Genomic DNA, 23,002 nt, shown 5'->3' on the forward strand with positions numbered 1-23,002 from the left:
GGTAAGAAACTGCAGGTGAGAGTTGGAGTAATCGTCAATCTGTCAACTTGTGGACATAATGAACTCAATTGAATGTGCAACGCGGCTGCTGTAAAGCTAGTCTTTATGGCAGCCTTCTTATTAATTCATGAGTAAGGGGTAATTATGATGATTGAGCTTCAAACCGCGTTTAAGCAAAGTGCATACCTGCATGAACTAACTCCATTTCATAAAGGACAACTTGACAATGGGGGAGAAGAAATTGATTACACCATCTCTGACAAGGCCTTGAACAATAAATTATGTGCTCTCCAAATGACCAAACAAGACTATGAATATGGAATTTATCATTATGAGGAACTGCTGGAGAACCATTCACCGGATTGGGTCCGGATTATTCAAGAAGTTACAGCCTTTGATCCAAAAGCTGTCTCGGATATAAAATATGAGCTTCCCCATAAATCCTTTATTACGTATTTCACTCCATTTATTTTGTACGTTCAGCATGAGTTTGAAGTGTTTTTTGAAGCCTTATCCCAATTAACTCCTCTAATGGAGAATAAGATCGATACCCATCAATACATGAGCAGTGTTATTGCCATCATCCATGGCGAGATTGATAAGCTGTCAACTAAGATGTTGATTGCGGAGCTGAATATAGCAAGACTTGAAGGAAGGTTGGAGGGTAACACCGGAGAGGACAGGTATATTTATTTTGTAGAACAGTATTTCGGCGATCCTAGAAACTTTGCTGAAATTTTTGAGGTCTATCCGGTACTGGGCAGAATTCTTTGTGAGCGTATCGTTCAATTAATAGATATACATAAATTGCTTGTAAACCGTTTTATACAAGACTATGCAATCATTGAAGCTATATTTGGTTTTCATACGCCTTGCCTGATTGGAGTCGAAGGGGATCTGGGGGATTCTCACAAGAAAGGAAGCAGTGTTGAGATCATTGAGACATCTGCGGGTAAATTGGTCTATAAGCCGCGTTCACTCATGGTTGATGCTCATTTCACTGAGGTTGTGAACTGGCTGAATAACAGCGGTGTGAAATACCCTTTACGTACAGCCAAGGTGCTGGATCGCAAGAAATATGGATGGCAGGAGTTTATTCCCTACAACGATTGTACTGACGAAGCACAGGTTCAGCGGTTTTTTTACAGACAAGGGATGAATGTAGCATTGCTTTATGCTTTTCGTTCGGTCGACTTTCATAATGAGAATTTAATCGCTTCTGGCGAGTATCCCATTCTAATTGATTTGGAAACGTTGTTTGACAATCACCTTGATTTATTTAAAAGCCAGAATGAACTTCATGTTACCGTGCTGGAGCTGAAGAATTCTGTGCTGTCCTCATTGATGCTGCCTATCAAATTTAAGCATGATCAGATGCTCGACTATGATTTAAGTGGCATTGCAGGGAGGGGAGGGCAGAAATCCAAGAAGAATAAGGGCTATGGTATAACTAACTTTGGCACAGATGCGATGTTTTTTGCTGAAAAGGAATTGTTAACACAGAATAAGCTTAATGTTCCAGCCATTAATGGCCATGAAATTGATATTTTTAGCTATAAACAATATTTGCTTGAAGGGTTCCGTGATACCTATCATTCTATTGAAATGCACAAGAATGAATTTGAGTCTTTGATGGATATCTTTAGTAATGATGAAATACGGCATGTCTTCAGACCGACCAATGTGTACGGTAAATTTCTGGATGCCAGCATACATCCCAAATATTTGCAAAGAGGGATTGACCGAGAGGGTTTATTTGACTACATGTGGTCTCTTACTGAATGGTCCGATCGTGCTCATTTATTTGTAAGTTCTGAGATTAATGATTTAGTGAATCATGATGTTCCTTATTTTACTTTCCGCGCAGGCAACAGGAACCTTTATAATGCAGCAGGTGAAGAGTTTGAAAATTTCTACAATGAAAGCAGTATAGCCTTAGTCAAGGCCCGTATCCGTTCCTTCTCTAAAGCCGATTGTCTAAAGCAAGAGAGGTACATCTCTCTTTCAATGGCAACGCTGATCGACAATGTATGGAAGGGGAATCTGGAGCAGCCGGCCCAAAAGCTCATGTCTGTTTCGCTGGAAGAAGAGGTCCAAGCTATAGCCGACGGAATATTGTCTACTGCATTGTATGATGAAAAAGGCAGAGGGCCGGTTTGGATTAGCACCAATGTTGGTGATGAAGATGCTATCTATCTGTCACCGCTTCCGCCGGGTGTGTATGACGGATTAGGAGGCTTGGCAATTTTTTACGCGCAGTTGGGGGTTACCTTGGGCTCGGCGGAGTATGAGAAAGCAGCAAGATCTATTTTGAACGAGTTGATAAATGACGAACCATACTGGCTTGCCAATATGGATTCAACTTCTGCCTTTTTTGGTATTGGCACTTTTGTATATCTGTATTCATACCTAGGCTGTTTGTGGGGGGATGCCACACTGCTTGAGCGGGCTGTCAATACATTACCCGCCATCGAAAAGCTTCTTCCGTTAGAAAAAGATATTGATATTATCAGAGGACATGCCGGCTTGCTTAAGGTGTTAACTAACCTTTATCAAGCCTATCCAAATGATGAAGTTAAGAGAGTGCTTCAGAGTCTGACAGATCAGTTCCTGTCGGAACTGGGAAATACAGTCCTTCAAGAGGATAGCATGCGTTCTGCCGGGTTTGCCCATGGTCTTAGCGGGATTGTCTTTTCCTTGGCGCATGTCCAGAGTGTGCTTTCGTCACATGCAATTGAGCAGACAGTTATAGAATTACTACGCATAGAGAACGAATTTTATGTAGAAGCCAGCCGGAAATGGTTGGATTTGCGGGAGAATAAGCACGCATTAGCATCCAATTACTGGTGTCATGGTTCTTATGGCATCTTGTTGGCTCGGGCTCATATTGGATCTTTGCTGCCCGATGTACCGACTGAGCTTCTGCTTATTGATCGTTTAATGGAAGATGTACTAGAAGAACAAAGCGGACCTATCGGACACTCTATGTGTCATGGTGAAGTAGGTAACCGCAACATAATTATGGATGTTCGAAGTCTGGTTTCAGGGCGGGAACCTGTCGATACAGAGAACGTGGCACAGTTCAACCGGATACCCGGACAGCTTTGGCAAACGGGAATGCACCCTGATATTGAGTCGCTTGGTTTATTTACCGGGCTCAGCGGAATTGGCTTAGGCTTGCTCAGATTTCTTGATCCCAAGATCCCATCGATTCTCTCATTAGATATTCCGAAATATGAGGAAGTTATATGTTCATGATGAAGACACCGTTTGTGGAGCAAATGCTACAGACGGAGTGTGGCGTATGCTGTATTTCTATGGTGGCCGGAAAATACAAGGTACACAAGACTCTGAGGGAATTGCGTAACATGGCAGGTATAGGCCGCGATGGTGTCACAATGTATACAATGCGAAGTATGGCCACGCGGTTAGGCTTTGAAGCCAAGGTATTCCGGGCTGAATTGCACCAGCTCGTTGGGCTGCAATTACCAGTAATTGTCCACTGGGAAGAAAATCATTATGTAGTTGTCGATAAAATAGGCAAGAACAGTGTGAAAATTATTGACCCGGCCGTGGGCAGATGTACGATGTCCTTTGAACAATTTCAGAAGAGCTATAACTCCGTCGTATTGGAAATGATACCAACAGAGCAGGTAGTTCCGCAGAAAAAAGCATCGGTATGGGGTAAGTTTCTTAATTATTTAATGGAGATACCCAAAAATGTGGCTCTTGTCCTCGTGATGGCTATTATCTATCAGCTAGGAACTCTGGGCATGCCCATCTTGGTCCAGTATCTGATTGACAATATTATTACGGCTAATAAAGTTCAATTGTTGTCCGTATTTATGCTGAGCGTCATTCTATTGACAATTGTACAGGGGAGTGTTCAATTTTTCCGGGGGAAATTCATTATAGTCCTCAATAATATGCTCGATAAAAGGATGATGCAGCACTTCTTTTCCCACATCCTGCAGCTTCCGTATCAGTTCTTTCAGTTAAGATCGTTCGGTGATTTATTATTTCGCTCCAGTAGTCTCCGAGTTATCAGAGAAATGCTTTCTTCGCGGCTCGTACTTGGTCTCCTTGATATCAGTGCAATTACGTTTATTACAATTTATATGCTCAACAAGTCTCTAATTCTTACATTAACAGTGATAGGCCTATCACTGTTAAATTTACTGGTATTGATTCTTACAAAGCGCCGGCTGAAAGAGGTCAATCAGAACGAAATTCAAAAGACATCCCAGCTCCAGAGCTATCAGACAGAGTTTTTATACGGCATTTTTGGAATCAAAACAGCGGGCATCGAGAAGGAAACGTATAGCCGTTGGTCCTCGTTCCTTGATCAACTGATTCATGCCTACAGGAATAAGGAAGGATTCATGAATTTGATTGCTTCTATTTCAGGGACTCTTCAAATGATCTCGCCGCTGCTGGTGTTATGGATTGGAGCTACACAGGTTTTCAACAAGCAGCTTTCGTTAGGTGAATTAATCGCGTTTTACTCGCTTTCAAATAATTTCTTCGGGATGAGCAGCTCTATTGTGCAAACGATCAATGCATTTTTACTTACTGGAGCGTATCTTGAGCGTGTGCAGGATGTATTGGATGAGCCGCTCGAGCATACAGACGATGATAAAGAGATTATTGAAGATTTTCAGGGGAATATTCTCTTGCAGAATGTATCATTCCGCTACAGTGAGCACAGTGAGCTGGTGGTAAAAGATATCAATCTGGATATTTCTTCGGGACAGAAAATAGCAATTGTCGGGCAATCCGGGGCTGGTAAGAGTACACTAGCTAAACTGATTCTTGGCTTGTATATGCCTTCGGAGGGATCTATTCTCTTTGATAGAAAAGATATCCGTGAACTGAATTTAAGCGCTCTACGCAAGCAGATTGGTGTTGTACCGCAGGATGCTTCGCTGTTTAATAGGAGCATTAAAGATAATATTGCCGTATACAATGAGAATGTCAGCATGGAAAATATTGAAGATGTTACCAAAATGTCGGAAATATATGAGGATATTGTCCGGATGCCCATGGGTTTTAATACAATGATTTCAGAACTCGGAATGAATATTTCTGGAGGACAACGGCAGCGGATTGCCTTGGCAAGGGCGTTGCTTAATAAACCGTCTCTCATGTTGTTGGATGAAGCCACTAGTTCATTGGATCATCAGAATGAAAAACGTATTGATCTTTTTCTCAGGAAGCTACAATGTACCCGGATCGTCATCGCACACAAGCTCACCACTATAATGGACTCAGACCTTATTATAGTGATGGAGGACGGGGGAATTGTGGCCCGTGGTACGCATCAGGAACTGCTTAAAACAAGTGAATTTTACAAAGAATTTTATGATAAATTTCAAGAAAGTGCATATCTTCCATTTGAAGAAAGGGGAAGTGTAATTTGAGAACATGTAAGAACCAAGCAGCCCTTATATTATGCTTACTGCTTATATGCTCTTTGCTAAATCCTATAAAATTGGCATACGCCGCCGATGAGCAAGAGGGCCTGACAGAGACTGTATATGTACTACTGGATAAACCAAAGCAAATAAAGAAGATTGACTCTATACTTATTAAAAACCAGATAAATGTCAAAAAAATTCAGGAGATTGGTTTCTTGCAATTAAAGGGAAATATCGGCCAACTGAATAGCTGTTTACAGGATATCTCGGCTGCTGTAGATGCTTCCTGGTATAAAGAGCCTATAGAATCATCAGAAGCCAAGCTGTTCCATAACAAAATTTCCTGGGATTTACACGGGATAGAAGAACTGAATGAATATCTGTGGTATGCGGAATCGCAGACTAACAATTATGAAACATATAAAATCCAGGAGGGTAACCCCGAGGTTAAGATAGCTCTTCTGGATAGCGGTGTGGATCTGTCAAATGAGAATTTTGGACAAACAATTGTTACAGCAAATAGCTGGAATTATGTAGACGGCAACAATAACGTTCAGGATCAAAACGGGCATGGTACTCAAGTTGCAGGGATAATGAATCTGCTGGCTCCGGAGATCAGTATTGTTCCATATAAAATTATGAATAACAATGGAGGAAACAGCTTTGATCTTCTCAGTGCTGTAGTACAGGCAACCAATGACAAAAATCAAGTAATTAATATCAGTGCCGGAAGTTACATTCAGTTGGACGAAGCAGGATATATCCTGCAAGAAGCTTATCAACGTGCGATTGATTATGCAGATAAAAATCAGGTGATTGTTGTTGCATCGGCCGGAAACCGCGGTTCCAATGCAGATTATGACAATGCTTCTAATGAGATACATGTTCCCAGTATGCTTGAGAATGTGATTAGTGTGGGGGCGGTAACAAAGAGCAACAGATTGGCTCCCTATTCTAATTATGGACCGTATATTGATTATGTTGCATATGGCGGTTATTTTGGGGATAACTTCGATACGGCCGGAGAGATTAATGTAACGGATCTGATGTTAACCGCATTTCCCGGCCAATTGCCGAATACACCACTGGACAGCATATTAAATATTCCACAAGGTTACTCTCTTTCATATGGAACAAGTTTGGCCGCTCCGCAGGTATCAGCTACAGCAGCATTGCTAATTTCTAACTATTATGACAAGCATCATAAATTTCCAAAATCAGATAAAATTCTTAATCTTCTGGAGAAAAGTGTTGTCGACCTTGGTGATCCGGGCCGGGATGATCAATATGGTTATGGACAGATTCTTGTAAACAAGGCTCTTGTAAAGAAAAATACTAAGACGGAGGGGGAATAAAGGATGGACAAGTACGAATATAATTATGTGTCAATTTCTGTAGGAATAATGAGCGGTAAAGTAAAGGAGGACTTCAAGGTAGTGATTGACCGTTATGCAGCGGATGGGTGGAAACTGCATAGTATTGTTCCTATGCCTTTACTGGCTGGTGGACAAGCATCTACGCTGGAGCTCATATTTGAACGCATAAAAGAATAATCTGTTATTGATCCCTATCATGATGTCAAGGTGAGGGCTCTTCAATACTTCCTGCTATTCCGGCACCATGAAAAGAACGGTCTTAACCCAGCGTTTCGTTGGAGTAAGGCCGTCTTTTTTATATGCCCCGGTAAAAACATCCGCTAACCCTGCTTGCGCCGCAACATCTGCCGGAATTCTGGTAAGCGTCGAACCTAGCCCACCTGTGAAACCTATGCCAGTCATGAGATCATAGGCATATCTTAAATCAAGGAGATCTGCCAGATGACCAATGCCGAACAACGCCAGTATGAGTGGACAGCACGCATCAGGGACTATCGAGCCAGTGGCCTCACCATGTCTGCCTGGTGCGAAGCACAGGGCTTGACCCTACATCAATTGAAATATTGGCTTCGCAAAATCGATTCCAGCCAGCCTCGCTCTTCCTCCCCTTCCTTTATTCCGGTGACCGTTTCTCCGCGATCCTCGCCTTCCGCCTTGACTCTTCATATCGGTCCGGCCTCTCTTGACGTGCAGGCAGGTTTTTCTCCTGAACTGCTTCGTCAAGTGGTTCAGGCTTTGAGCACTTATGTTGACGCTACCCGAAAGGGTTTATTTAGCCGGCGGCAGCACGGATCTACGCAAATCCATCGACGGCCTGGCCGCCCTGGCTCAGGAGCGATTTCAGCTCGATCCGTTCGCGCCCTGTCTGTTTGTATTTTGTAACCATCAGCGCGACAAACTCAAAATGCTCTATTGGGAACATAATGGCTTCTGGCTGCTGTACCGCCGCCTGGAACGCGGAAGCTTCCAGTGGCCGGGCCCTGACGACTCGCCGGTTGCACTTTCCTTTCGCGAACTTCGCTGGCTCTTGGATGGGCTTTCCCTTCACCGGCGGCAGGATCACAAGCAGGTTAAGGCTCAGATCGTCGTTTAACGTTTTTTTGTTTTATTAGAATTGGGGAGAAGGGAAATCATCATCGCAGATTGATGGCCGCAGGCACTGCGCTATTCAACCTGTCTATTGTTGGTATTACAATTCAGATGAATCCAAGCACATTACTGCTCTTCGGAATTATGGATGCAGTTAGCAGGCCGGTTTTTGATACACCTTTTAATACGCTGACTTACAATTATGTCAGCCAATTCAATCAAGGCGGCAGAATTAGCACAGAGCTTGTAGTATGGCGGGAATGCGCACTCAGTGTGGGGCGGATATCCAGTGTGGGAATCCTGGTTATGCTGTACAAATGGACGGACCCTGCTTCGACGTTAGGCTGGTTCATGTTAGGTATATTTCTTTAGGATGCCTGCCGCTGCTGCTTGCTGGACAGCTCGCGCTGCCTGGCAAACCTGCGGTAGAGGGCCCCGCTATCGGTCAGCCTTAATACAATCATCCGTCTAGTAATGAAAGGCCTCGGGACCGGAAGGTTCCGTGCTATGCTATATTAACCATCATTTATCGCAGAAACGGTACCGCCCTGAGGGCGGTACCGTTTCTGTTATGCTAAGTATTAGAGGACAGTTCCCGTCAGCCAGGTGATTCTTACTCAGCCAAACGAAGTCAGCACACTCTGCGTCACGATCTCTCTCAGTTCAGCCTTCTGTGCGGTGTATTGCTGCTGATTGATGCTTCCGCCCGCCAGTCTTGCTTCCAGCTGCTGGGTCAGCTGTTTGACCTGCAGGTTGATAACATTATTGATATTCCCGCCGTTCTCTTCTGCAATGGTGCGCAGGGATTTGCCGTCATATAGGGCGTCGTACAGCTCTTCATCGGAGGACTGGCTCAGGTTCAGGGCGTCCAGCAGCTCATCGGTATCGGCCACATCAGATGTGGACCATTTGGCAACGGGAAGGGTATGTAATGCTGGCTTGCCCCAGGCAGTTCCTCCGAAGGACATGGCTACAATCATCGTTCCGACAATCATTACCCGCTTAATATTCATTCGTTTTATGTTCATATCTGTTATCCTCTTTTCATAATTGGTTATATCGTTCAGGGTTAGTGGTTTGCGGCGGCTAGTGAACTTCAGCTAAGTACAGTTTACCCGTCAATACTGAAATGAAGCTTAAGTCTTCTTAAAGATAACCTAAATGTTAGGAAGCCCTGGTTCGTTCTAAAAGCATTTGCCTAACCGGTGTTTGCCAGCAGGCCCGGACGGTGATTCTAGTAGTAAATACCGGCGAAGCCTGCATTTCCTTGATCCGGCTTCTCCATTTGCGTTATTCTTGTAGGCACACAGCAATATATTTACCCTTAACCAAGCAAGTGCAAACGGAAGGATGAACCTCCTATGAAAAAAATACTGGTCGTCGATGATGAACCGGCCATTGTGAGTGCGATTGCCTATGCGCTGCGGCGTGAAGGCTATGAGGTAGATACCGCCGGTGACGGGGAGGAAGCGCTGAGCAAGACGAACACCTTCCACCCGAACGTGCTGGTGCTGGACGTAATGATGCCGAAGCTGAGCGGGTATGATGTGTGCCGCAAGCTTGAGAACCGTGATGATATCGGAATTATTCTGCTGACCGTCAAAAATGATATTGTCGATAAAATTGTCGGCCTGGAGCTTGGTGCAGACGATTATATGACCAAGCCGTTCGAGATCCGTGAGCTGCTGGCCCGGGTCAAGGCACTGCTGCGCAGGCTGGAGAAGAATACGGCCGAGGTTAAAAGCGAGCTGATCGAATACGGCATTCTGCGGGTGCATCCCGACCGGCGCAGCGCCGAGCTTGGGGAGGAGAGCCTTGAGCTGACTCCGAAGGAATTCGATCTGCTGCTGCTGCTGCTCTCCCACCCGCAGCGGGTGTATATGCGCGAAGAGCTGCTGGAGCAGGTGTGGGATATGGACTACGCCGGGGGAACGCGTACGGTGGATATCCATATTCAGCGGCTGCGCAAAAAGCTGGGCGAGCCCTACCAGAACATCCTGCAGACCGTCTATGGCGTAGGCTATAAGGCTGTGCCTGCGGGGAGCTACCCATGAGAGTCAGCATCAAGCTGAAGTTCAGCCTGTTCCTGGCTCTGCTGCTTATTCTTGCGCTCAGCGTGCTGAGCTATTTCGTGCTGCGCGGTGTGGAGCGCAATCAGCAGGGGCAGACGGAGAGCTATCTGGCCCAGCATGTTACAACCGTTAATCTGCGCGTGAAGCAGACTTACTATACCGGCGTGCGCCTCACGCCGCAGGCCTTCATGCAGCAGCGGGGCCGGGCGCTGGCCGCCGAGCTGGCCGGGTACACCGGCCTGGAGGTGACCCTGTACGACAGCCAGGGTCAGCAGGTGGGAACCTCGGCGCAGGGTGAGCCGGGGCCGGGCAGGCCGGATGTCAGCACGGCACTGGACTACGCGCTGAATAATAAAGTCGCCTATCAGAGTGAAGGCGACAAGCTGCTGTATCTGGCTCCGCTGCAGGGGCCGGAGGAGCAGATGGGTGTGGTGCAGCTGCAGTACTCGCTGCAGGACGCCCGGAGCTTCCAGCAGACGCTGCTGAATCTGTTCCTGACGACAGGAGGCGCGGTGCTGGTGCTCAGCTTCATCATCGGGTACCTGTACTTCAACCGCGCTGCGGCAGCGATCGGCCGCTTGAAGAAATCGGCGGAGGACATCCGCCGTGCCGATTACATCTCGGCTCCGCCTGTGAAGCGCAAGGATGAGCTTGGCGAGCTGGCGGAAGGCATCTACTTCATGAGCCGGGAGATCGAGAGCAGCATTGCCGCGAAGGACGAGGAGCGGCGCAAGCTGCAGCTCGCTGTGGAGAAGCTGCAGGCGCTGGAGCAGCAGCAGAAGCAGTACATCGGGAATATCAGCCATGAGTTCAAGACACCGCTGACTTCAATCAAGGCGTATGTTGATCTGCTGAACATGTATGACGATGACCCCGAGCTGCTGCATGATGCCAAGCTCAGCATTGCCAAGGAGACAGACCGGCTGTATGAGATGGTGGAGAAGGTGCTGCAGCTGACCGCGCTGGAGAAATATGATTTCGAATCCCAGGCAGAGCTGCTGGAGGTCGAGGGCATGCTGCGGGATATATGCGGCCGGATGAAAGGCAAAGCCGAGCGTTATGGCCTTACGGTATCGCTTGACGTCAAGCCGGCGCATATCTGGATCGATAAAGAGAGCTTCATGCATATCTTCATCAATCTGCTCGACAATGCGATCAAATATAATGTTCCGCAGGGAAGCATTCATATACGGAGCGAGGTCAGGGACGGGCGGGTATGGATTACAATCCGCGATTCCGGTATCGGCATTCCTGAAGAGTCGCGGGACAAGATCTTCGAGCCGTTCTATACGGTTAACCGTGACCGCTCGAGAGCCTCGGGAGGCACGGGGCTTGGACTCTCGTTGGTCCGTAACCTGGTGGAGAAGCAGAACGGAACCATTGTGCTGCTGGAAAGCTCAGGCGAGGGGGCAGCGTTTGAGCTGTCTTTTCCCTTAGTGTCCTGAGGGGACTTAGTTTACAACTTGGAAACATTCTATATGCGGTTTGGAAATAAGCATCCGGTATGCTTGGAGTAACACAAGCTGGAGGGAAGCCTAATGAATGCTGAGAACAATAGAAGACGGGGCAAGGTGCGGGCAATTCTGCTAAGTGGTGCGCTTCTGCTGTCCGTGACAGGCTGCGCTGCGGAGAATACTGAAACAAGGCAGGTGGTGGAGAAATCCGGCCACAAAATTACGGTCCTCGATAACATTAGCGAATCCGTCTATACCCAGTTGAAGCTGGAAGGGATCGATAAGGTGGAGGGTGTGCGGGGCACGGATTTCGTCAGCGAGGACGTCATGATTGTGACCAAAGAAAACCGTAATCTCCCTGCGCAGGTGATCGAAGGCCAGGAAAGATATCCGCTGAATCTCTATCTGCGTACACTCTCTACGGGTGATGAAACTCCGCTGCAGGAGGGGGAGCTGAATTATGGTTCACCGCAAATGTCTCCGGACAAGACGCATGTATTCTACAAAGAGCTGTATGAAGCTACTGGACTTGGCTATATTATGGAACTGGCCACGGGCGTTTCGGTGAAAATGAGTGATGCGGAGTTCAGAAGCGAAGAAGGAAGATGGGCGGATAACGATCATGTGATTTATCCGGATATGGAAGGCAATATCCTGAGCGCGGATGTGACCGGCAAGCAGGAGACAGTGCTGAAGACCGGCATCCCTTATGTACATGAGGTCATGCAGAGCGGCAGCCGGATTCTATTTGTCACGGGTGAAGACAGCCAGCTTAGCGCTTATGATACCAACACGAAGCAGACCAAGGTGCTGGGGAAAAATGTAATGTGGGTGATTCCGTCACCGGACGGGAGCACGCTCGCAATTGTTGAACGGAAGGGTCCGGGCGAGATGGTGCTGAAGCTCTGTGACAGTGAAGGCAATGAACAGTCCCAGCTTGCTGCAGGCCAGCAGATCTTCGGTACCAGCTGGTCGCCGGACGGCAGCAAGCTGGCCTATGCAGTCACTGCAGCAGGTTCTGCTGATGACCAGGAAGACCTGTTCATTACCGAGGTGGAGACCGGAGAACAGACGCCGGTGCTGAATGATATCCGCGTGTCTGACCAGCTGCACTGGAGCCCCTCGGGCAAGAAGCTTCTGGCCACAGCAACTGTGCTGAAGGACAACGTCTATCAGTTCCTCACCTATGTGGTCAGTTTGTCTTAATGCTCCGGATCAGCAGCTTGGCGCCAGCACTTGGAATCTTCGCACAAGAAGGTCAGCCGGAGGTTTTCCGGCTGACAACACCGATCATTTTCGCTTTTTGCCGGGTAAGCTAAGCCACTTAAAATCCTGCATCAAATACAACATTCCCCTCCTAAAATCGGCCAAAATCCAAAATTGTTGCAGGAAATGCAACTTCTCCTTCGCTTCCAAGCAGATGATCAAGATAATTCTTGTATTTCATACAACAATCCTCCCGAACAGGCAGCTATCCATGAACCAAAGTTGCAAATAATGCAACAATAATACGCCTACAGTACTATGAGCTCTCCACTGCCGTAAGAGCACCCCGCAGTCCTTTTAACATTTATCGAATATATTCATACTTGACAGGTGGGTTTAAGGGGTATATGATTACAGCAATCCTTCACTACTAATTAAATGAACAGTGAAATAATAAATACGACCATCATATTTGAGCTGATTGGACCACCAAAGGCTCCCGCAAATATTCCCGTACAGGGGATTTTCCGGGGGCCTTTTTGGGTTCCTTTGGATGGACAGCAGAGGAGAGATAGCATGGAAGATAACCCGTGGGAGCGGCTGGAGGAGGCAGACCACCTGTTCCGCAAAATGGTACGCAGATTCGTCAAGGAACGTGACCGCGTAAGCGTGGAGGGGATTTCCTTGCCCGGCATGCTGATTCTGCAAAAGATTATCCGTGATGGTGAGCAGCGGCTGGGCGATCTGGCAGAGCAGCTCGATTTCACTTCGGGCGCTATAACGGCGCTGAGTGACAAGCTGGAGGCAGGCGGATATACGGTGCGCAGACGCAAGGAAGATGACCGCAGAACCGTCCTGCTTGATATTACGGCCAAGGGCCGGGAGATGGTGGAGCGCAACGGCAACATCGGTGCCCGATGTATTACGCTTCTGTTCGAGGGCTTTACGGATGAGGAGCTTGAGCAGCAGAGCCGCTTCTATGAACGGATCATCGGCAATCTGGAAGGGTTCTCGGATACGCTGCTGAAGCTGGCACAGCAAAATGCTGAAATTCCCGTACCTCAAGAGCCTGAACAGAAGCCGCGTGCAGAGGTGAAGAAGAACTATCTCAGCTATTGAAAATGAAGTTTCCGCTAACACAATTTAAGCGTGTGCTTCCGAAGTGAGTTTTGCGAAGTGAGTCAACAAAGTCTACGCTAACACAACTTTAAGGAGAGATGATCATGGGACATTCAACAATTTATCCGACAGGGGCGACGGTATATAACCCGTCCAAGGCATGGAGCGGCTACACTGTATTTCAGGCGGGCGATGAGGGAGTCGTGCTGATCGATATGAGCGGCAAGGAAGTGCATCTGTGGCAAGGGCTGATCGGCTTCCCTGCCAAAATCCTCCCGGGCGGCTACGTCCTGGGCAGCACGGGCAGAAGAGATCCCAAATTCGGCATTCAGGATAATGTCGATCTGGTTCAGGTAGATTGGGACGGCAATGTGGTCTGGAGATACAACAGCTACGAGCATATCGAGGACCCTGGGTATGAGCCGCTGTGGTACGCCCGCCAGCATCACGACTATCAGCGGGAGGGAAATCCGGTCGGATACTACGCTCCCGGGCTTGAACCTTCAGCTAACAGCGGGACAACGCTGATCTTAGCGCATAAGAATCTGCACAATCCTGAGATTTCCGATAAGCAGCTGCTGGATGACACGATCATTGAGGTGGACTGGGAAGGCAATGTGATCTGGGAGTGGGCGGCCAGCGATCATTTCGCGGAGCTTGGATTTGATCAGGCGGCGCGAAATGTTCTCTTCCGCGATCCCAACACCCGCTCCTTCGGAGATCTGGGCTGCGGCGTAGGCGACTGGCTGCATATCAACTCCGCTTCCTACGTAGGGCCGAACAAATTCTATGATAACGGAGATGAGCGTTTCCACCCGGACAATATTATCTGGGATGCGCGCGAGGCGAATATTATCGCCATCACCGACAAGCGTAGCGGGGCCATCGTCTGGCGGCTGGGACCGGACTATTCGCTGCCTGAACTGAAGCATATCGACTGGATTATCGGCCAGCATCACGCCCACATCATTCCGAAGGGACTGCCGGGCGAAGGCAATCTGCTCGTATTCGATAACGGCGGCTGGGGTGGATATGGGCTGCCGAATCCCTCTTCACCTTTTGGACAGAAGAATGCGCTGCGCGACCATTCCCGTGTGCTGGAGATTAATCCGGTGACACTGGATATCGAGTGGCAGTATACCTCGGCGGAGGCCGGCTTCTCCGTTCCGACCGATTCCTATAAATTCTACAGTCCGTATATCAGCTCGGCGCAGCGGCTCCCGAACGGCAACACGCTGATTACCGAGGGTTCGAACGGGCGCTTGTTCGAGGTGACAGCGGAGCATGAGCTGGTCTGGGAGTATATCTCCCCGTACACCGACCGCCGCAATACGAATATGGTCTACCGTTCCTACCGTGTACCCTATGCCTGGGTGCCGCAGCTGGCGAAGCCGCAGGAGATTGCCATCGAGGCCATCGATGTGACCAGCTTCAGAGTGCCGGGAGCTGCGCCGAAGGGCTCGGCTTCGGTAGTGAGTGTAGCGACCACACTTCCGTTTACAGAGGGGGCCGCTTGTGTGGCTACTGCGGAAGAAGGCAGCGTCCGGAGAACCAGTTAGGTAATTAGATAAGCTATAGAAATTTATAGACGAAGAGGTGTGTAGTTTTGAAAAAATCATGGTACGGCTCAGCCTTCCTGCTCTTATCCTTATCTCTGGTACTGGTTCTGTCCGGCTGCAGCTCCAAGGGAGACGCGGCGGCTTCCACAGGAACGGCCGGCGGCCAGCAGAAGACCCTGAAGATTAGAATTGCCGACATCAATACGAATCCTACCTTCCGGGTAGCAGTCGATAAAGGCATCTTCGCCAACCACGGCATCGATGCAGAAATCATCAACTTCGGTACTCCGGCTGAGGGAGTGAATGCGCTATTCATCAAGCAGGTAGACGTGGCCTTCGGTGCTGATTTCCCGGTGCTCAATGCCGTCTCCAAGGGCGACTATTCCATTATTGCTTCCGCCGGCCAGGCCACGGATCAGGCAGCGGCAGTATGGAAGCTTTACGTAAGGGACGAGATCAAGTCTGCTGCGGATCTGAAAGGCAAGAACCTAAGCTTCATGCGCGGTACGTTTCTGCCGTATCTGTGGGATGAATACCTGAAGGAGCAGGGCATTGCGCTAAGCGACGTGAAGCTGACAGGACAGGGTGCGTTCGACGAAGCCTTCATTGCACTGAAGCAGGGCGATGTGGATGCTGGCTGGTTCAGCGGTTCAGCGCTGACGGATAAGCTGGCTGCGCTTGAGGGTGTACATGAGCTGACGGATATGTCGAAGACCCCAGTGCGCCTGGGGATGGGGATTGTCGCAGGGAATGCTTTTGTGCAGGCGAATCCTGAGGGGATTGGCGAATTCCTGGCGGCGGTGGACGAGGCTGCGGCTTATGCCCAGGAGCATCCCGAGGAGGTGGCCGATCTGATGTTCAAGGAACTGAAGCAGCCGAAGGAAGCAACGCTGAAGGACTTGCCGACGAATCCGTGGAAGGTGGGCTTTACCCAGGCTGCCTATGACAGTCTTGCCGGACAGAAAAAGTATATGGTCGGTACAGGAATCATTGAACAGGATTTTGATCTGGACAGCAAGCTCAGTCTGGTCCCGCTGAAGCAGGCTTTGCCGGATAAAGTGACTTTTGCCAAGTAGCTTAGCTTACACGAAATAACTTAACTTTCTGGAGGTGCCTCATGTCTTTACCTGCCAAACAGCATGCCATCCATATCGAGCAGCTGCGCAAGAGCTACAGCGAGCCTGCGGCCGGGGACGTTCATTACATTATCAAGGATGTGAACCTGGTGATCAAAGGCGGTGAGTTCTTCGTATTGCTCGGTCCGAGCGGCTGCGGCAAATCAACGCTGCTCAACATGATCGCCGGGTTTGTCTCCAAATCGGGCGGCAATCTGCGGGTGGACAACGTCGAGGTGGATAAGCCGGGCCGGGACCGGGCGGTTGTATTTCAGCAGGCAGACTCTTCCCTGTTCCCCTGGCTCACGGTGCGGGAGAATGTAGAGTTCGGACTGCGGATGAAGAAGACGGCCAAGGCAGAGCGCCGGACGATATCAGACCGGTATATCACGCTAGTCGGGCTGAACGGGCATGAGGATAAATTCCCGAAGGAATTGTCGGGAGGGATGAAGCAGCGGGTACAGCTGGCCAGGGTACTGGCGAATGATCCGGCGATTCTGCTGATGGATGAGCCCTTTGGTGCGCTGGATGCCATGACCCGGCGGACGATGCAGAAGGAACTGGTGCAAATATGGCGTGAGACGCATAAGACAGTTATATTCGTAACGCACGATATTCAGGAAGCACTGCTGCTGGGTGAGCGCATCGGCATCATGTCCGTGGGGCCTTCCTCCAATATCACCGATATATACGACAATGCGCTGCCGTTTCCGCGGGATGTGGCCTCGCCGGAGTTCTACTCGCTGTACAATCAAATTCAGAGCCATTTTGAAGAATAGGATCGGGGGGTAGTACATGTTGAAATGGGTGGAGAAAAAATGGGTCTCGGTCTCCCTGCTATGGATTGCCGCACTCTGCATCTGGCAGCTGGGCGCATGGGTGTATGGTCCGGATGTCATCCCCGGGCCATGGGCCACGCTTAAGGGAGGGCGGGAACTGGTCCAAGACGGCACCTTGATGCAGTATATCGGTATCAGCTTTTACCGCGTGCTTGTCGGCTGGGTACTCGGCAGTCTGCTGGCTATTCCGGCAGGGCTGATCATCGGAAAAGTAAACGTCATCCGCATATTTGCCGAGCCGTTCCTGAATTTCATCCGCTTTATCCCGCCGATTGCCTTCATCACACTTTTTCTGGTCTGGTTCGGCATCGGGGAGCAGTCGAAGATTGCCCTGATTATGTACGCTACCTTCTTCATTGTTGTGCTGAACACCTTGACCGGTGTAATGTCGGTAGAGGAGGATAAGGTCCGCTCGGCCCGCAGCATGGGGGCAAATGAATGGCAGATTCTGCTGCACGTGATTGTGCCGGCTACGATTCCATATATCTTCACCGGTGTACGGCTGGCAATGGGAACCTCCTACATGGCTATTATCGGGGCAGAAATGATTGCTTCCAACGAAGGTGTCGGTTATCTGATTTGGAATTCGCGGCTGTTCTTCCGTACGGACTGGATATTCGTCGGGCTGTTCTGCCTCGGCTTCATGGGCTTCTTCACCGACAGGCTGTTCGGCTGGTTCGGGAAGAAGGTACTCTACCGCTATGGTGTGGTCAATGTGGCTGCGCGGAGAAGGTAGAGGCTGGACTTACCCGGCTTGGCAATAACACTAAGGCGACTTACAGTACACAAACCACTGCCCATCAATCATGGACAGTGGTCTGGTCTGGTTCTACTCAGTTATTCAGGGATAGGCTGGATGATCTCACCGTAGTTCCGGGTAAAATAAGGAAAGGACTGATAGGAGCCATCCGCTGCTGTCTGGTAGGAAGCCCGGTAGCCTCCGCCAAAATAGCGGAAATGATCATGAGACATCTCAGCCATATATCCGGGCTGCTGTCCTCCCAGTGTAGTGTACAGATCATAGCCGGGAATACCATTCGTGCCGTATTGCCAGACGGCATGGGCGGCTCCGTCCTTAATCTCAACGACGGTTGAGACAAGCGCGTTCTCATAGACATAGCGCGTAGCGTCATTTGCGGCAAATCTGTACGTATAATTCCGTGATTGCCCGCTCTCCGCTGCGGGAACAGGCGTGAAGTTGTACTGGATAGGCAGGGAGATGGCTGCGAGACGGGCTGCTGCCAAGTCACTGGAGAGCAGGGCAGCGGTATCCGGGACATAATCCTTGCTGGTAATGAAGAGTATGCTGCGCGTTCGCTCATAGTACACACTATATCCGAAGGCTTCACTGACGAAGCGGGCCGGAACCATCATCCGGCCGTTATAATTACCTGCCTCACTATCCAACTGGACAGGCTGGCCGTTTTTGTAGGCTGTCAGCTGTCCCTGGATCAAACGGAATGTATCCTTGGCCGGATTAGTGATTGTAGCGGTGCGGGTTGCTGTATCCCAGGAATAAGTCAGTCCGAGTGAGGCGAGCGTCCGGACAGATATTTTGATTCTGCCAGACTCAATAAAGGGGCTGCTGTCTGTGACAATAAAAGTTCCGTTGATATTGACGTTAATCGGACGGGCTGGCGCAGCTGCCGGGGCAAGGGAAGCGGCTGAGGCGGCTGAGGTGAAGCTTTGCAGCAGTAGAAGGAGCAGCAGACAAGCGGGCAGTATTCTTTTATACAGATTCATCATTAATCTCCTTTCTGTTTTGTTGGAATTAAATAGAATAAGTTTCCATATATAGACGCTGCTCTCTCTATTATGTTTCTAATAAACTCCGGATTGTTTCAGGAACTGATTCATTGGAAGCCGTTGTATTCATGCTATAATGGGGAAATCTACAAGCAGGATAAGCAGGAAGGAGCACTACCCCATGGAAGTAACCGCACAGGAAGTGGCGGAATGGATGGTCAAGGAAATCAAATTTACAGGAACCCTGCACCAGACCGCAGCGATTGAATATGTGAAGGCGAATTTCGGCGAACAATTTGTCTTTGTGAATGAGAATGGAAATGCATCGCTGTCCAAAGAAGTGAAGAAGGCGTTCCGCAAGCTGCACGGCGGCCGGATTGCCTGGGACCGCGACGGGTTCCTGTGGGCCTGGACCTGAGGACTGACTCAGCATAGGAGAACCATAAGAACACAAGCAGAAACGGCTACGCCGTCCTTGATAGGACGGCATTCGTTTCAGCGAGAAATAGAAGGATAAATTATCATGTGAAACATAGAAATTCTTATATTTTAACAAAGGGAGCATTGCTGTAATAGCAGTGCTCCCTTTGTTATTACATAATCGTCATAGCCTATACATATTCCAGCATGCCTTTCTCCTTGAGCAAATCGACAATGTCTTTGACTGACTGGGCTTTATCCTTGGGGCAGATCATGACCGCATCCCCGGTGTCAGCGATGATGAAGCCGTCTACGCCGATGGTGGTAATCAGCCGCCCGTTGCCATAGATAATGGAGTTGCGGGTATCGATGCCGACATGATTGGCCTTGATAATGTTGCCTTCATCATCAGGCGGGAAGATGGCACCGAGCGCATCCCAGCTGCCGATGTCATTCCAGCCGAACTGGCCGGACAGTACCACTACCTCATCAGAACGTTCGAGGATGCCGTAGTCAATCGAGATATTCTGCAGCAGCGGATAGATCCGGTTAATCGTCTCCTGCTCCTGATCTGTACCGAGCGCTTCACTGATCGGCAGCATCGTATTATATAGCCGCGGCAGATACCGCTTGAAGTTATCGATAATGACCGAGGTCTTCCAGATGAAAATCCCGCTGTTCCAGAGATAATTGCCTGAGGCCAGATATCCCTGTGCCTTTTTGAAATCCGGCTTCTCCACGAATTCAGCTACATCGTATACGGCAACAGGATTGACTGCGATCGGCTCTTTGTCATAAGCGATGTAGCCGTAGCCGGTGGAAGGGAAGGTAGGTTTGATTCCGATCGTGACAATGGCATCACTCTCCATCGCCACGGTGCAGGCTTCGTCCAGCGTAAGCCGGAACTGCGGCTCATCGGTAATATAGTGATCGGAAGGCAGGACAACCATTAAGGAATCCCCTTCACTCATCTGCTGGATGGAGAAGGCGGCGAACAGGATGCTTGCTGAGGTATTCCGGGCCACAGGCTCGATCAGAATATTGCTCTTCTGCACACTGCTGTGCATAATACTCTCCAGCAGTACCGCCTGGGTACGGTTCGTTACAATGACGGTATTCTCCTGCGGGATGATGCCCTTGAAGCGTTCAATCGTATCGTTCAGCATAATATCGTTGCCGCTGATGTTCAGCAGCTGCTTGGGGATTTCCTGTCTGGACAGCGGCCAGAAGCGGGTGCCGCCTCCGCCTGCGAGTATGGTTGCGAATTTATCCATGATGAGTCACCAGATGGGCAATCGAGAAGGAGATGATGCTCTCCGATCCCTGATTGAGGTTCAGCCCCGAGCTGTGAATCCCGTCGTAGCAAGCCCCGGTCTGGGGATCGATCAGGGAGAGCTGCAAGGAGTTGTTCCCTGTATACCAGGCATAGCACAGTTCAGCCCGCTGGAGATAAGACGGGTCCTGCAGCACTACGGCAGCCTCCCGGCAGGCGAGCAGCATTTCACAGGCTTCAATCGGCTGTTCGTCATAGAGTGCAGGCGTACCGCCGCGCAGCAGCCAGCCGTGGCTGCCGACAGGTCTGTAATAGCCTTCCGGTGCGAAGGTCCGGGAGATCAGGAAATCGAGACTTTCTTTGGCTGTTACACGAAGCGCCGGATTGCCGGTAATCGTGAAAGCCTTAAGCAGTGCCCAAGGCAGCATGGAGTTCCCGTACGTCAGGCTGTCTTCATACCAGTACCAGTCTTCCCCTTTGGTAAGGTTATACTGGTCATGCAGCCGGATAGTGACGGATTCGATAAGCTCTTTAATGAAGGCTTCCGGCAGGAAGGCCAGCTCCTCTTCTGTACTTGGTATATGCGGATAAGGGAAGGAGTAGGTGAGCGCTCCGGGAGTCTCAAGTAAATAGCTGAGGCCGATGACGGCATAGCCCAAGGCCCGGGGAGAGCGCAGGCCTCCGATATGCGGCAGCGCCTGGTTGATCAGATACCGGCAGGTATTCAGCAGATTATCCGGCAGAATGGAAGAGTAGGAGAGCACGAAGCCCAGCGCCCAGAGTGTTCGTCCCTGGCAATCCTCGGAGCCGCGCTCCTCCAGGAAGGAACGGTTGTAGTCCATGAAATTCCGGAAGTTCCCCTCTTCATTCTGTGCATGGTGGACGAACGAGAGGTACGTATGGATCAGATCGAGTGCAGCTGTATCCCTGCTGTTGTTATACATTAACACGGCTGCGATCAAAGCCCGCGCATTATCATCAGTGGTGTAGCCTTTGGCACGATCGGGCACGCCGAACTTCGTATGCTGGAAAATCCCCGTATCATCAGTGATCTGGCGCATATAACCGGTTTTGAACTGCAATACCGCAGATGTCTGCATCAAATCACACTCCGGCCAGCCGGTTTGGAGAGGGCTATTTTGTCCTGAAAGATGGCGGCATAGGTTTTTGCAACCTCACTCCACATCATCGTACTGCCAAGCGCCTGTGTCCGCTGCTCCATGTCCTCAACTTTGGCCGGATCATCCAGCAGCTCCAGGATGCAGGCTTCCAGCGAAGCCGAGTCACGGAATTCCGCCAGCAGGCCACGGCCATCGGCCAGCATCTCTTGAGCGTAGCGGTAAGGCGTAGAGATGATTACTCTGCCATAGCCTACTCCATAAGCGAGTGTGCCGCTGACTGCCTGATCCTTGCCCAGATAAGGGGTCATATAGATATCCGACATCACCAGGGACTCAATGACCTCTTCCTGGGTCAGGAGCTTGTCGACGAACAGCACATTATTGACCAGGCCTAATTCATGCACAAGACTGGTCAGCTTTTGACGGTATACTTCACCTGTCTCCTGTTTGACGACCGGATGGGTCTTGCCCCAAATGATGTAGAGCGCATCCGGATGCTGCTTCACTACTCCGCTCATAGCTTCAATAGCATACTCAATACCTTTGCCGGGACTCAGGAAGCCGAAGGTGGAGAGGATTTTGCGTTCTCCGAACTTATACTGGGTCTTCAGCTCCGCGCGGGTAGAAGTTTTGACAAAAGGCACACCGTGGTGAATAAAAGCAATTTTGGCGGCGTTAATATGATAGACAGAGATGAGATCATCTACTGTGGATTGGGCCATCGTGACAACCTTTACGCTTCCTGCAGCTATGCGGGTGATAATCTCATGCTGTTTCGGCGAGGGGTTGGTTAATACAGTATGGAAAATCGCCACATAAGGCACATGAAGCCGCTCAGTGAACTGCAGCAGATATTCGCCGCTTTCTCCGCCGTAGATACCGAATTCATGCTGAATGACGAGCAGATCGGTGTTTGACTGGTTGATTTCTTCGGCGGCATCTATATAATCAGATAGCTGATGCTGGTTAATTTCCCGCATGACCTGGTCTGTGTACCGGTAATTTCCGTTGTTGTTCATAGCGATGATCCGCGGTTTGTTGAAGCCCTGGAGCTTGGTGAACTCATCCAGCAGATCCTGGGTGAAGGTAGCAATTCCGCATTCTCTAGGCAGGCTGGTGGACAGGAAAACAATGTTTTTATTGCGGTTGCTGTGGTTCATAATAAGAGCCTCCTATTGATTATCGTACTTTTGGGG

At 49.6% G+C, this 23,002-nt stretch carries 20 protein-coding genes and 1 pseudogene; 16 read left to right on the plus strand and 5 right to left on the minus strand.

What is annotated here, in order from left to right:
• Positions 1-144: 144 nt before the first annotated feature.
• The 7 genes and pseudogenes from P40081_RS01825 (at position 145) to P40081_RS01850 (ending at position 8,254) form a co-directional block, all read left to right on the plus strand.
• On the plus strand, positions 145-3,258 hold the full coding sequence (locus tag P40081_RS01825) for a type 2 lanthipeptide synthetase LanM family protein (RefSeq protein ID WP_081969793.1): 3,114 nt from the start codon (positions 145-147) through the stop codon (positions 3,256-3,258).
• Entirely contained in the window at positions 3,255-5,420 is a 2,166-nt protein-coding gene (locus P40081_RS01830; RefSeq protein ID WP_231575268.1) for a peptidase domain-containing ABC transporter, read from the plus strand. The genes P40081_RS01825 and P40081_RS01830 overlap by 4 nt, the downstream gene beginning before the upstream one ends.
• Complete coding sequence (locus P40081_RS01835; RefSeq protein ID WP_081969794.1) at positions 5,417-6,772, plus strand: S8 family peptidase; 1,356 nt, start codon at positions 5,417-5,419, stop codon at positions 6,770-6,772. Before P40081_RS01830 ends, P40081_RS01835 begins: the two co-directional genes overlap by 4 nt.
• A 3-nt stretch (positions 6,773-6,775) precedes the next feature.
• Positions 6,776-6,970, plus strand: coding sequence for a DUF4177 domain-containing protein (locus tag P40081_RS01840; protein ID WP_042132911.1), 195 nt, complete (start codon positions 6,776-6,778; stop codon positions 6,968-6,970).
• A 264-nt stretch (positions 6,971-7,234) separates the two neighbouring features.
• A pseudogene (gene tnpA, locus P40081_RS39985) lies at positions 7,235-7,456 on the plus strand (IS66 family insertion sequence element accessory protein TnpA); the annotation flags it as partial.
• A gap of 82 nt (positions 7,457-7,538) precedes the next feature.
• Positions 7,539-7,886, plus strand: a complete 348-nt coding sequence (gene tnpB, locus P40081_RS37170; RefSeq protein WP_076243501.1) for an IS66 family insertion sequence element accessory protein TnpB — start codon at positions 7,539-7,541, stop codon at positions 7,884-7,886.
• Positions 7,887-7,993: 107 nt separating this feature from the next.
• Complete coding sequence (locus P40081_RS01850; RefSeq protein ID WP_197074319.1) at positions 7,994-8,254, plus strand: hypothetical protein; 261 nt, start codon at positions 7,994-7,996, stop codon at positions 8,252-8,254.
• A gap of 245 nt (positions 8,255-8,499) precedes the next feature.
• On the opposite strand, the gene P40081_RS01855 is transcribed toward P40081_RS01850, so the two are convergent.
• Positions 8,500-8,910 (minus strand): hypothetical protein, encoded by a 411-nt coding sequence (locus tag P40081_RS01855; protein ID WP_231575269.1) that lies wholly within the window; start codon positions 8,908-8,910, stop codon positions 8,500-8,502.
• A gap of 333 nt (positions 8,911-9,243) precedes the next feature.
• Here P40081_RS01855 and P40081_RS01860 point away from each other — a divergent pair, with 333 nt between their 5' ends.
• The 8 genes from P40081_RS01860 to P40081_RS01895 all read left to right on the plus strand — a co-directional run bounded on the left by P40081_RS01860 (position 9,244) and on the right by P40081_RS01895 (position 17,982).
• Positions 9,244-9,936, plus strand: a complete 693-nt coding sequence (locus P40081_RS01860) for a response regulator transcription factor (protein ID WP_042132918.1) — start codon at positions 9,244-9,246, stop codon at positions 9,934-9,936.
• Complete coding sequence (locus P40081_RS01865) at positions 9,933-11,399, plus strand: sensor histidine kinase (protein WP_042132920.1); 1,467 nt, start codon at positions 9,933-9,935, stop codon at positions 11,397-11,399. Before P40081_RS01860 ends, P40081_RS01865 begins: the two co-directional genes overlap by 4 nt.
• 93 nt (positions 11,400-11,492) lie before the next feature.
• Positions 11,493-12,614 carry a TolB family protein gene (locus P40081_RS01870; RefSeq protein ID WP_042132922.1) on the plus strand — a complete coding sequence of 374 codons (1,122 nt, stop codon included), beginning with the start codon at positions 11,493-11,495 and terminating at the stop codon, positions 12,612-12,614.
• A gap of 576 nt (positions 12,615-13,190) precedes the next feature.
• Positions 13,191-13,733 (plus strand): MarR family winged helix-turn-helix transcriptional regulator, encoded by a 543-nt coding sequence (locus tag P40081_RS01875; RefSeq protein WP_039300070.1) that lies wholly within the window; start codon positions 13,191-13,193, stop codon positions 13,731-13,733.
• Between the two features lie 104 nt (positions 13,734-13,837).
• Positions 13,838-15,292 (plus strand): aryl-sulfate sulfotransferase, encoded by a 1,455-nt coding sequence (locus P40081_RS01880; RefSeq protein ID WP_042132924.1) that lies wholly within the window; start codon positions 13,838-13,840, stop codon positions 15,290-15,292.
• A 47-nt stretch (positions 15,293-15,339) separates the two neighbouring features.
• Positions 15,340-16,368 (plus strand): ABC transporter substrate-binding protein, encoded by a 1,029-nt coding sequence (locus P40081_RS01885; RefSeq protein WP_042132926.1) that lies wholly within the window; start codon positions 15,340-15,342, stop codon positions 16,366-16,368.
• Between the two features lie 41 nt (positions 16,369-16,409).
• Positions 16,410-17,186: an ABC transporter ATP-binding protein gene (locus tag P40081_RS01890; protein ID WP_042132928.1), complete on the plus strand. Its 777-nt coding sequence runs from the start codon at positions 16,410-16,412 to the stop codon at positions 17,184-17,186.
• 16 nt (positions 17,187-17,202) lie between these two features.
• Complete coding sequence (locus P40081_RS01895) at positions 17,203-17,982, plus strand: ABC transporter permease (RefSeq protein WP_039300079.1); 780 nt, start codon at positions 17,203-17,205, stop codon at positions 17,980-17,982.
• Between the two features lie 101 nt (positions 17,983-18,083).
• Here the strand turns inward: P40081_RS01895 and P40081_RS01900 are convergent, their stop codons facing one another.
• Positions 18,084-18,992 carry a copper amine oxidase N-terminal domain-containing protein gene (locus P40081_RS01900; protein WP_081969795.1) on the minus strand — a complete coding sequence of 303 codons (909 nt, stop codon included), beginning with the start codon at positions 18,990-18,992 and terminating at the stop codon, positions 18,084-18,086.
• A 181-nt stretch (positions 18,993-19,173) separates the two neighbouring features.
• On the opposite strand from P40081_RS01900, the gene P40081_RS01905 reads away from it, so the two are divergent.
• Positions 19,174-19,410, plus strand: coding sequence for a DUF6953 family protein (locus tag P40081_RS01905; protein ID WP_039300082.1), 237 nt, complete (start codon positions 19,174-19,176; stop codon positions 19,408-19,410).
• A 193-nt stretch (positions 19,411-19,603) separates the two neighbouring features.
• On the opposite strand, the gene P40081_RS01910 is transcribed toward P40081_RS01905, so the two are convergent.
• From P40081_RS01910 to P40081_RS01920, 3 genes are read right to left on the minus strand one after another with little or no spacing between them, the layout of a single operon-like run.
• Positions 19,604-20,686 carry a mannose-1-phosphate guanylyltransferase gene (locus tag P40081_RS01910; RefSeq protein WP_042132931.1) on the minus strand — a complete coding sequence of 361 codons (1,083 nt, stop codon included), beginning with the start codon at positions 20,684-20,686 and terminating at the stop codon, positions 19,604-19,606.
• Complete coding sequence (locus tag P40081_RS01915) at positions 20,679-21,785, minus strand: glycoside hydrolase family protein (protein WP_042132933.1); 1,107 nt, start codon at positions 21,783-21,785, stop codon at positions 20,679-20,681. Before P40081_RS01915 ends, P40081_RS01910 begins: the two co-directional genes overlap by 8 nt.
• The gene (locus P40081_RS01920) at positions 21,785-22,966 is read right to left on the minus strand and encodes a glycosyltransferase family 4 protein (protein ID WP_042132935.1); all 1,182 of its coding nucleotides are present in this window, start codon (positions 22,964-22,966) and stop codon (positions 21,785-21,787) included. The genes P40081_RS01915 and P40081_RS01920 overlap by 1 nt, the downstream gene beginning before the upstream one ends.
• Positions 22,967-23,002 lie beyond the last annotated feature (36 nt).

This window comes from Paenibacillus sp. FSL P4-0081 (assembly GCF_000758565.1).
In the GTDB taxonomy this organism is placed as follows: domain Bacteria; phylum Bacillota; class Bacilli; order Paenibacillales; family Paenibacillaceae; genus Paenibacillus_AQ; species Paenibacillus_AQ phytohabitans.

Bases quoted from the DNA above. Each gene is read 5' to 3' on its own strand.
- P40081_RS01890 (WP_042132928.1), top strand. From the start codon at position 16,410: ATGTCTTTACCTGCCAAACAGCATGCCATCCATATCGAGCAGCTGCGC.
- P40081_RS01855 (WP_231575269.1), bottom strand. From the start codon at position 8,910: ATGAACATAAAACGAATGAATATTAAGCGGGTAATGATTGTCGGAACG.
- P40081_RS01920 (WP_042132935.1), bottom strand. From the start codon at position 22,966: ATGAACCACAGCAACCGCAATAAAAACATTGTTTTCCTGTCCACCAGC.
- P40081_RS01860 (WP_042132918.1), top strand. From the start codon at position 9,244: ATGAAAAAAATACTGGTCGTCGATGATGAACCGGCCATTGTGAGTGCG.
- P40081_RS01905 (WP_039300082.1), top strand. From the start codon at position 19,174: ATGGAAGTAACCGCACAGGAAGTGGCGGAATGGATGGTCAAGGAAATC.
- P40081_RS01875 (WP_039300070.1), top strand. From the start codon at position 13,191: ATGGAAGATAACCCGTGGGAGCGGCTGGAGGAGGCAGACCACCTGTTC.
- P40081_RS01880 (WP_042132924.1), top strand. From the start codon at position 13,838: ATGGGACATTCAACAATTTATCCGACAGGGGCGACGGTATATAACCCG.
- tnpB (WP_076243501.1), top strand. From the start codon at position 7,539: ATGTTGACGCTACCCGAAAGGGTTTATTTAGCCGGCGGCAGCACGGAT.
- P40081_RS01850 (WP_197074319.1), top strand. From the start codon at position 7,994: ATGAATCCAAGCACATTACTGCTCTTCGGAATTATGGATGCAGTTAGC.
- P40081_RS01830 (WP_231575268.1), top strand. From the start codon at position 3,255: ATGATGAAGACACCGTTTGTGGAGCAAATGCTACAGACGGAGTGTGGC.
- P40081_RS01915 (WP_042132933.1), bottom strand. From the start codon at position 21,785: ATGCAGACATCTGCGGTATTGCAGTTCAAAACCGGTTATATGCGCCAG.
- P40081_RS01895 (WP_039300079.1), top strand. From the start codon at position 17,203: ATGTTGAAATGGGTGGAGAAAAAATGGGTCTCGGTCTCCCTGCTATGG.
- P40081_RS01865 (WP_042132920.1), top strand. From the start codon at position 9,933: ATGAGAGTCAGCATCAAGCTGAAGTTCAGCCTGTTCCTGGCTCTGCTG.
- P40081_RS01910 (WP_042132931.1), bottom strand. From the start codon at position 20,686: ATGGATAAATTCGCAACCATACTCGCAGGCGGAGGCGGCACCCGCTTC.
- P40081_RS01870 (WP_042132922.1), top strand. From the start codon at position 11,493: ATGAATGCTGAGAACAATAGAAGACGGGGCAAGGTGCGGGCAATTCTG.
- P40081_RS01825 (WP_081969793.1), top strand. From the start codon at position 145: ATGATGATTGAGCTTCAAACCGCGTTTAAGCAAAGTGCATACCTGCAT.
- P40081_RS01900 (WP_081969795.1), bottom strand. From the start codon at position 18,992: ATGATGAATCTGTATAAAAGAATACTGCCCGCTTGTCTGCTGCTCCTT.
- P40081_RS01840 (WP_042132911.1), top strand. From the start codon at position 6,776: ATGGACAAGTACGAATATAATTATGTGTCAATTTCTGTAGGAATAATG.